Below are 8,981 nucleotides of genomic sequence, written 5' to 3' on the forward strand. Positions count from 1 at the left end.
GTCCGGCCAGCAGACCATGGACCGAAGTTGTTTCGGCGCGGTGAATCGCCTGGCCGCAATGATTAATAATTCGGCCGGCTGCGGCATTTCTCCGCAACAAGCAAGTGGATGCGGCAACCAAGCTTTGTTGACAGCGATCAGGGCTTTAGGCTGTATAGCCGCGGCCTCGTCGCGAGGCTCAATCGGCGCGCCAAGACGCCGTAGCGTGTGGACACAAGATGCGAAACTGGCGGTCTTCCAAGAATCGCCTTCGCGTCGGGGGAGGGATGTAATGCTGGACTTCGTTCAGCAGCTGGTGAGTGGCATTGCGCTTGGCTGCGTCTACGGCCTGATCGCACTCGGGTTCGTCCTTATCTACAAGGCGACCGAGGTCGTTAACTTCGCTCAGGGCGACCTGATGATGCTGGGCGGGTTCTTCGGCTTCACCTTCATCGGCATGCTCGGGTTCAACTACTGGTTCGGCTTTGCCGGCGCTGTCATTGCCATGGCGCTGTTCGGCATGCTGGCCGAGCGCGTGGTGGTGCGTCCGATCCTGGGCTATCCGCAATTCTCCATCATCATGGTGACGATCGGGCTCGGCTTCTTCCTGCGCTCGATGGCCGGCATCATCTGGGGTACCGACGACCTCAAGATCGATACGCCGTTCAGCGCTGGCGTGCTCAAGATCGGCCCGCTGGTGCTGGCGCACGACAAGCTCTCGGTGATCGCCGCGACCGTGATCCTCTGCACGCTGCTTTATCTGTTCTTCAACCGCACGACGCTGGGCACCGCCATGCGTGCGAGCTCGGAAAACATGCTTGCCGCCTATTACATGGGCATCCCGGTCAAGCGCGTGGTGTCGATCGTGTGGGCGATCAGCGCCGCGGTTGCCGGCACGGCCGGCGTGCTGCTGGCGCCGATCACCTTCGTCCATTCCAATGTCGGCCTCGTGCTGGGGCTGAAGGCGTTTCCCGCGGCGGTGCTCGGCGGCTTCGGCTCGATACCGGGCGCGCTGGTCGGCGGCGTGCTGATCGGCGTGATCGAGAGCATGGCCGGCTTTTACCTGCCCCAGGGCTGGAAGGACGTCGCCCCCTACATCGTTCTGCTCGCGGTGTTGCTGCTCAAGCCCGAAGGCCTGTTCGGCCTGCACGTGCGCAAGAAGGTCTAGGGATTAGCCATGCGTTTCATCTTCAAGACCGACTACGAAGACGACATCCGGCTGTTCCCGCATTCCGGCTATGTCTGGACCTACGGCACGCTGCTGGTGCTGCTCGCCATCGCGCCCTTCGTGCTGTCCAGCTACATCATGAGTCAGCTGGTGTTCGTCTGCATCTACGCCACCGTCGGCGTCGGCCTGCTCATCCTCTCCGGCTTCACCGGCCAGGCCTCGCTGGGGCACGCGGCGTTCCTTGCGATCGGCGCCTACACCGCGGCGTATCTGCAGCAATACGATGTGCCGTTCCTGGTCTATTTCCTTGCCTCGGGCCTCCTCACCGGCGTGATCGGCGCGTTGGTCGGCTTTCCGGCGCTGCGCCTGCAAGGCATCTATCTCGTCATCGCGACCATCTCCTTCGCCTTCATCGTCGAGGAAATCCTGGCGCGCTGGGAGAGCGTGACCCACGGCAACGAAGGCATGCGGGTGAAGACGCTGTCGATGTTCGGCGTAGTGGTGCCGCGCGACAGTCCGGGCTTCTACTTCCTTTGCCTCGGCTTCCTGATCCTGATCATCATCGGCACGCTCAATCTGCTGCGCTCGCCGACCGGCCGCGCCTTCATCGCGATCCGCGACAGCGAGACCGCCGCGCGCAGCATGGGCGTCAACGTCGCGCTCTACAAGGTTAAGGCGTTCGCGATCTCGGCGGCGATCACCGGCTTCGCCGGCGCGCTGTTCGCGCACAAGCTCACCTTCATCTCGCCGGAAATGTTCACGCTGCTGCTCTCGATCGAGTTCATCATCGTGATCCTGATCGGCGGCACCTTCAGCCTGCACGGCGCGGTGCTGGGCGCGATCTTCCTCGTCATGATCGACCCGTTCCTGACCTATCTGAAGGACGACATGCCCGGCATCATCGCCGGCAGCGCGTCTGCGTTGGGCGCCGGCAAGGAGACGGCATCGAACATCCAGAGCAATGTCGCAGCCTTCGCTTCGGCCAACGGCCTGAAGGGCGCGATCTACGGCTTCATCATCATGGTGTTCGTGCTGTTCGAGCCGCTCGGGCTCTACGGCCGCTGGCTGAAGATCAAGCTCTTCTTCCAACTGTTCCCGCTCTACAAGCGCGCCACCTTCAAGCGGCAGAAGATCTACGTGAAATCGGAGCGGAACCGATGAGCTACTTTCGGGCCGAAAACCTGTCGCTGCATTTCGGCGGCCTGAAGGCGGTCGATTCCGTCAGCTTCGCCGTCGAGAAGGGCGAGATACTCTCCATCATCGGGCCGAACGGTGCCGGCAAGAGCTCGATCTTCAACCTGATCTCGCGCATCTATCCGCCGACCCACGGCAAGATCTTCTTCGAGGACCAGGACATTACCTCCGAGCCGGCCTACGACATCGCCAGACTCGGCATTGCCCGCACCTTCCAGAACATCGAGCTGTTCGAGAATGCGACGGTGCTGTCCAACCTGCTGGTCGGCCGTCACCGTCACTCCACCACCAGCCTCTGGCAGGAGCTGCTGTTCATGCCGGGCGTGCGGGCGGCGGAGAAAGTGCACCGCCGCCGGGTCGAGCAGGTGATCGAATTCCTCGATCTGGAGCCTTACCGCGACAAGCTGATCTCCGGCCTGCCTTACGGCGTGCGCAAGGTGATCGAGCTGGCGCGCGCGCTATGCTCCGAGCCGAAGCTGATCCTGCTCGACGAACCCTCCTCGGGGCTCAACGTGGAAGAGACCGACGACATGTCGTTCTGGATCCGCGACATGAAGAGCGAGCTCGGCATCACCGTGCTGATGGTCGAGCACGACATGAGTCTGGTCAACCGCGTCTCCGACCGCGTGATCGCGCTGAACTACGGCAAGGTGCTGGCGATGGGCTCGCCTTCCGAGGTGCAGAGCCATCCCGACGTCGTCGCCGCCTATCTCGGCGCGTAATGAGGACGATGCCATGAGCGCTTCCGACATCATCCTCAAGATCAGCAACATCGAGAGCTATTACGGGCCGATCATGGCGATCCGGGGCATCAGCCTCGAGGTGCCGCGCGGCCAGATCGTCACGCTGCTCGGGGCCAACGGCGCCGGCAAGACCACGGTGCTGAAGACCATCTCCGGCATCCTCGATCCGCAGAAGGGATCGATCGAGTTCATGGGCAAGCCGATCCAGCGCATGGAGGCCGACAAGATCGTCCGCATGGGCCTGTCGCACGTGCCGGAGGGACGCGAGGTGTTCCCGTTCCTGACCGTGCGCGAGAACCTGATGATGGGGGCCTATCCGCGCAAGGACCGTGACGGCGTCACCGAAGACCTCAACATGGTCTACGGTTACTTTCCGCGGCTGAAGGAGCGTCTCAACCAGCCGGCGGGACAGCTCTCCGGCGGCGAGCAGCAGATGCTGGCGATCGGCCGCGCCCTGATGAACCGGCCGGCCATGCTGCTTCTGGACGAGCCGTCGCTCGGGCTGTCGCCGATTCTGGTGAAGGAGATCTTCACCATCATCAAGCGCGTCAACCAGGAGCAGGGCACCTCGATCCTCCTGGTCGAGCAGAACGCCAAAGTGGCGCTGGAAACGGCACATTACGGCTATGTGCTGGAAATCGGCCGCGTCGTCATGAACGATACCTGCGAGCGGCTGATGAATTCGCAGGACATCCAGGAATTCTACCTCGGCGCCAAGGAAGCGGGCGCGCGGGGCGAGCGGCGCTGGAAGAAGAAGAAAACGTGGCGTTAAGAAGGACTTGGCGCTAGATTCGGCCCTGCCCGCGGCAACAAGACCGGCGCCAGCCGGCTGGCGGGACGAGGCCTTACGAGAGGGAGGAAAAGGCATGGCCGGAGCGGCAGTGCTGACGGTGGCCGATACGATCGCCCGGAGCTTCGTGCTCGCCGCGGAGAAGCGCGGCGACAAGCCCGCGATTCGCGAGAAGAAATTCGGCATCTGGCAGCCGACCAGTTGGCGGCAGTGGGTGCAGATATCCAAGGACATCGCCTACGCGCTGCACGCCATCGGATTCCGGCCGGGCGACGTCGCCTCCATTCTTGCGAACGCCGTGCCCGAATGGGTCTATGCCGACATGGGCATCCTGTGCGCCGGCGGCGTCTCCTCCGGCATCTATCCGACCGATTCGGCGGCCCAGGTCGAATATCTCATCAACGACTCCCGCACCCGCGTCATCTTCGTCGAGGACGAGGAGCAGCTCGACAAGGTCCTGACCTGCCGCTCGCGCTGCCCGACGCTGGAGAAGATCGTGATCTTCGACATGGAGGGCCTCGCCGGCTTCACCGACCCGATGGTGCTGTCGCTCGCCGAATTCATGGCGCTCGGCCAGAACCACGAGCAGGACCACGCCGAGCTGTGGGACGAGATGGTCGGCAGCCGCACCTCGGGCGACCTTGCCATCCTCGTCTACACCTCCGGCACCACCGGTCCGCCCAAGGGCGCGATGCATTCCAACCGCAGCGTCACCCACCAGATGCGTCACGCCAACGACCTGTTCCCATCGACCGACGCGGAAGAGCGGCTGGTATTCCTGCCGCTCTGCCATGTCGCCGAGCGCGTCGGCGGCTATTACGTTTCGATGGCGCTGGGCTCGGTGATGAACTTTGCCGAGAGCCCGGAAACCGTGCCGGACAATCTGCGCGAGGTGCAGCCCACGGCCTTCCTCGCGGTGCCGCGGGTGTGGGAGAAATTCTACTCCGGCATCACCATCGCGCTGAAGGACGCCACCTCGTTCCAGAAGTGGATGTATTCGAAGGCGCTCGCGATCGGCAACCGCATGACCGATTGCCGGCTCGAGGGCGAGACGCCGTCGCTGGGCCTGCGCATCGCCAACAAGATCGCCTACTGGCTGGTGTTCCGCAACATGCGCCGCATGCTCGGGCTCGACCGCTGCCGCATCGCGTTTACGGGCGCAGCGCCGATCGCGCCGGACCTGATCCGCTGGTACATGGCGCTCGGCATCGACATGCGCGAGGTCTACGGCCAGACCGAGAATTGCGGCGTCGCCACCTTGATGCCGACCGAGCGCATCAAGCTCGGTTCGGTCGGCAAGACGGTGCCGTGGGGCGAGGTGATGATCTCGCCGGAAGGCGAAATCCTGATCAGGGGCGACTTCCTGTTCATGGGGTACCTGAATCAGCCGGAGAAGACGGCCGAGACCATCGACGCCAAGGGCTGGCTGCACACCGGCGACGTCGGCGCGATGGACAACGAAGGCTTCGTCAAGATCACCGACCGGATGAAGGACATCATCATTACCTCGGGCGGCAAGAACATCACGCCGTCGGAGATCGAGAACCAGCTCAAGTTCTCGCCTTACGTGTCGGACGCCGTGGTGATCGGCGACAAGCGGCCGTTCCTCACCTGCCTCGTCATGATCGACCAGGAGAACGTCGAGAAGTTCGCGCAGGACCACAACATCCCCTTCACCAACTACGCGAGCCTTTGCCGCGCCGGCGAGGTTCGGGATCTGATCCAGCGCGAGATCGAGGCGGTCAACGTCAACTTCGCCCGCGTCGAGACCATCAAGAAGTTCTATCTGATCGAGCGCCAGCTGACACCCGAGGACGAGGAGCTGACACCGACCATGAAGCTGAAGCGCAGCTTCGTGAACAAGCGTTACGCCGCCGAGATCGACGCCATGTATCGCGATCGGGCGGTTGCGTAGGGCAGAAAGCCCTGACCAAAGAGAGGGCATCATCCCGAGAAATGGAAACCGGTTCTCGGAACAAGATCATGCCCCACTAAGAAGTGCGGGAGCGACGAAAACGGCGAAGGACTGAAGGCCCCCATCCTTCGCTCAACACGGGCCAACGAAGAGGAGACTGCGAATGTCGAAATCGTTCAAGGCGCTGGGCCTTGCGGTGGGTGCGCTTGCGCTGACCCACCTGCCGGCCGCCGCCCAGACCAAGATCACCAATCAAGGCGTCTCGGCCGACGAGATCGTGATTGGGACGCATCAGGACCTGTCCGGTCCGATCAAGTTCTGGGGCGTGCCGGTATCCAACGGCATGAAGATGGCGGTGGAGGAGATCAACGCCGCGGGCGGCATCCACGGCCGCAAGATCAAGCTGGTGCTGGAAGATTCCGGCTACGATCCGAAGCGCGCGGTGCTCGCCTCGCAGAAGATGGTCGAGCGCGACAAGGTGTTCGCGATGGTCGGCCCGATGGGCTCGCCGACGGTGCTCGCCTCCCAGGACGTGCTGTTCGATGCCGGCGTGATGCAGTTGTTCCCGCTGACCGCGGCCGAATTCACCTACAAGTTCGATCCGGCCAAGCCGCAGGAACGGCTGAAGTTCAGCAACATCCTGCCCTATGTCGAGAGCACCCGCGCTGGCCTCAAATACATGATGGAGCTGAAGAAGTTCAAGAATCCCTGCATCATGTACCAGGACGACGAGTACGGCAAGAACGTGCTCGACGGCTTCAACCAGCAACTCGAAGCCATGAAGGTGAAGCCCGCCTCGATCACAAGCTACAAGCGCGGCGCGTCCGACTTCAGTGCGCAGGTCGCCAAGATGAAGTCCGACAACTGCGACATGGTGCTGCTCGGCGCGGTGATCCGCGAGCCGATCGGCGTGATGACCGAAGCCAAGAAGCTCGGCTGGGAAGTGACTTTCCTCGGCGCCACACCCGTCAACGTGCTTGAGGTGCCGGCACTGGGTAAGGAAGCAGTGGAAGGGCTTTATTCCATCTCCGGCTTCGAAATCCCGTACGAGGACACCGCCAAGGGCAAGGTCAAGGAGTGGCTCGCCAACTACAAGAAGATGTTCGGCTCGGCCGCCAACACCCAGGCGATCATCGGCTACAACGCGGTCCAGACCTTTGCCTTCTACGTCAACAAGGCGGGCAAGGAGCTGACCGGCCAGAAGTTGCTGGACGCCCTGGAGTCCGGCGCAGAGTTCCGCGACATCTTCAACTCGCCGCCGACCAAGTTCTCCAAGACCAACCATCTCGCCAACACCATCACCCAGGTGCAGCAGATCAAGAACGGCCGCTGGGTCCTGGTGAAGGACGGCCTGATGTTCTGAGGAAACGAGTTGGGCGGATTAGCGAAAGCGTAATCCGCCTGCCAACAACGAAGGGCTGCGCGAGACGATCGCGCAGCTCTTTTGTTTTGCCTTGCGGCCCATCCCTCGAGACGCCCGCCTTTGGCGGACTCCTTAGGATGAGGGCTTCTTCGCGGCGAAATCCTAGACCCTCATGGTGAGGAGCGCCGCTTGCGGCGCGTCTCGAACCATGGAGGCCGAGGACTTTCGCGGTTGCCAACCGCATATGCGAAAGCCCTGCCGCAAGCGGGGCGAGGTAAGAAAGAAGCGGCAATCCCGCAGCCCCCCAATGCGGTTTGCGCGGGGGGAATCGTGGCCTGCCGTGCTAGGACACTTCGGCGCGCAGCGCGAGACTGCGCGCGGGAGCCAAAATGTCCGATATCGGCGTCGCCGAAATTCCTGTCGACGAGAAAGAGCGCCCGCTGCCGCCGCCGCAGCCGCCGGTGAAGAACGCGCTTTTGGACGGTCCGATCCTGCGCACGCTGCTGTGGCTCGCCTGGCCCAACGTGATGGCGCTCACCGCCGGCACCTGCGTCGTCATTGCGGAAACCTCCTATATCGGCCGGCTCGGCGTCGAGCCGCTGGCGGCGATGGCGCTGGTGTTTCCCTGCGTGATCCTCACCATGACCATGTCGGGCGGCGCGATGGGCGGCGCGGTGGCGTCGTCGATTGCACGGGCGATCGGCGCCGGCGATCGCGAGCGCGCCTCGACGCTGGCGGCGCATGCGCTGCTGATCGGCATCTGCTTCGGCCTCGTCTTCATGCTGGGCATGCTGATCTTCGGACCGAAGCTGCTCGAGCTGCTCGGCGGACGCGGCAACGTGCTGGCGCAGGCGGTGGCCTTCACGCAGATCTTCTTCGGCGGCGCCGTGATTCCGTGGCTGATGAACAGCATGGCCGGCATCCTGCGCGGCACCGGCAACATGAAGCTGCCGTCGGCGCTGATGCTGTCGTCGGCCGCGCTTCAGATCGTGATCGGCGGGTCGCTCGCGCTCGGCATCGGCCCGATCCCGTCCTTCGGCATGCGCGGCGTCGCCGCCGGCGCGCTGATCGCGTTTTCCGTCAGCATTGCCGTGATGAGCTGGTACATGTTTTCCGGCCGCGCCCGCGTCGTGCCGAAGCTGCGCGGGCTTCGCATCCAGGGCGCGATGTTCTTCGACATCCTGAAGGTCGGGGCGATTGCCTGCTTCTCGCCGCTGCAGGGCGTGCTGAGCGTTTCCATCTTCACCCATCTGCTGGCGAATTTCGGCACCGAGGTCCTGGCCGGCTTCGGCATCGGGGCGCGGCTGGAGTTCCTTTTGACCTCGATCGCCTTTGCGGTGGGCATCGCCTCGGTGCCGATGGTCGGCATGGCGATCGGCGCCGGCAGGGTCGCGCGCGCCCGCCGCATCGCCTGGATCGCGGGCGCCGTCACCTTCGTCTCGGTCGGCTCGATCGCGACCTTGATCGCGATCTTTCCGGATCTCTGGGTCAACATCTTCACCGGCGATCCGGGCGTGCGCGCCGCAAGCCGGCAGTATCTTGCGACCGCAGCGCCGATGTACGCCTTCATCGGCCTGTCGCTGTCGATGTATTTTTCCTCGCAAGGCGCCGCCAAGGTGCTTGGACCCGTGCTGGCGCAGACCGCGCGGCTGGTCTTCATCGCCGTCGGCGGCTGGTGGCTGTCCACGCACGATGCGACCGCCGGCAACTTCTTCGTGCTGGCGGCAAGCTCGATGGTGATGCTCGGCGTGCTCTCCAGCTTGAGCGTCGTGTTCACGCGCTGGGGACCGAAGCCCGCGCCGATGAAGGTGCAGGCGGCGGTGTCTTAG

7 protein-coding genes are annotated in these 8,981 nt (G+C 63.6%); all 7 read left to right on the plus strand.

Translation table 11 applies throughout. From position 1 onward, the window contains the following. Positions 1–271: 271 nt before the first annotated feature. The 7 genes from ACT4OC_RS15270 to ACT4OC_RS15300 all read left to right on the plus strand — a co-directional run bounded on the left by ACT4OC_RS15270 (position 272) and on the right by ACT4OC_RS15300 (position 8,981). The gene (locus tag ACT4OC_RS15270; protein WP_444839838.1) at positions 272–1,147 is read left to right on the plus strand and encodes a branched-chain amino acid ABC transporter permease; all 876 of its coding nucleotides are present in this window, start codon (positions 272–274) and stop codon (positions 1,145–1,147) included. A 9-nt stretch (positions 1,148–1,156) separates the two neighbouring features. Next, on the plus strand, positions 1,157–2,308 hold the full coding sequence (locus ACT4OC_RS15275) for a branched-chain amino acid ABC transporter permease (protein WP_444839839.1): 1,152 nt from the start codon (positions 1,157–1,159) through the stop codon (positions 2,306–2,308). Continuing rightward, on the plus strand, positions 2,305–3,063 hold the full coding sequence (locus ACT4OC_RS15280) for an ABC transporter ATP-binding protein (protein WP_444839840.1): 759 nt from the start codon (positions 2,305–2,307) through the stop codon (positions 3,061–3,063). The genes ACT4OC_RS15275 and ACT4OC_RS15280 overlap by 4 nt, the downstream gene beginning before the upstream one ends. Positions 3,064–3,076: 13 nt before the next feature. After that, positions 3,077–3,856 (plus strand): ABC transporter ATP-binding protein, encoded by a 780-nt coding sequence (locus tag ACT4OC_RS15285; RefSeq protein WP_444839841.1) that lies wholly within the window; start codon positions 3,077–3,079, stop codon positions 3,854–3,856. A gap of 94 nt (positions 3,857–3,950) precedes the next feature. Further along, positions 3,951–5,789: an AMP-dependent synthetase/ligase gene (locus ACT4OC_RS15290; RefSeq protein ID WP_444839842.1), complete on the plus strand. Its 1,839-nt coding sequence runs from the start codon at positions 3,951–3,953 to the stop codon at positions 5,787–5,789. A 163-nt stretch (positions 5,790–5,952) separates the two neighbouring features. Continuing rightward, entirely contained in the window at positions 5,953–7,152 is a 1,200-nt protein-coding gene (locus ACT4OC_RS15295; protein WP_444839843.1) for an ABC transporter substrate-binding protein, read from the plus strand. Positions 7,153–7,541: 389 nt separating this feature from the next. Beyond that, positions 7,542–8,981 (plus strand): MATE family efflux transporter, encoded by a 1,440-nt coding sequence (locus tag ACT4OC_RS15300; protein WP_444839844.1) that lies wholly within the window; start codon positions 7,542–7,544, stop codon positions 8,979–8,981.

Source organism: Bradyrhizobium sp. (genome assembly GCF_052389815.1).
In the GTDB taxonomy this organism is placed as follows: domain Bacteria; phylum Pseudomonadota; class Alphaproteobacteria; order Rhizobiales; family Xanthobacteraceae; genus Bradyrhizobium.

Excerpts from the sequence above, each read along its gene's own strand:
- ACT4OC_RS15270 (WP_444839838.1), top strand. The coding sequence starts at position 272 with ATGCTGGACTTCGTTCAGCAGCTGGTGAGTGGCATTGCGCTTGGCTGC.
- ACT4OC_RS15275 (WP_444839839.1), top strand. The coding sequence starts at position 1,157 with ATGCGTTTCATCTTCAAGACCGACTACGAAGACGACATCCGGCTGTTC.
- ACT4OC_RS15280 (WP_444839840.1), top strand. The coding sequence starts at position 2,305 with ATGAGCTACTTTCGGGCCGAAAACCTGTCGCTGCATTTCGGCGGCCTG.
- ACT4OC_RS15285 (WP_444839841.1), top strand. The coding sequence starts at position 3,077 with ATGAGCGCTTCCGACATCATCCTCAAGATCAGCAACATCGAGAGCTAT.
- ACT4OC_RS15290 (WP_444839842.1), top strand. The coding sequence starts at position 3,951 with ATGGCCGGAGCGGCAGTGCTGACGGTGGCCGATACGATCGCCCGGAGC.
- ACT4OC_RS15295 (WP_444839843.1), top strand. The coding sequence starts at position 5,953 with ATGTCGAAATCGTTCAAGGCGCTGGGCCTTGCGGTGGGTGCGCTTGCG.
- ACT4OC_RS15300 (WP_444839844.1), top strand. The coding sequence starts at position 7,542 with ATGTCCGATATCGGCGTCGCCGAAATTCCTGTCGACGAGAAAGAGCGC.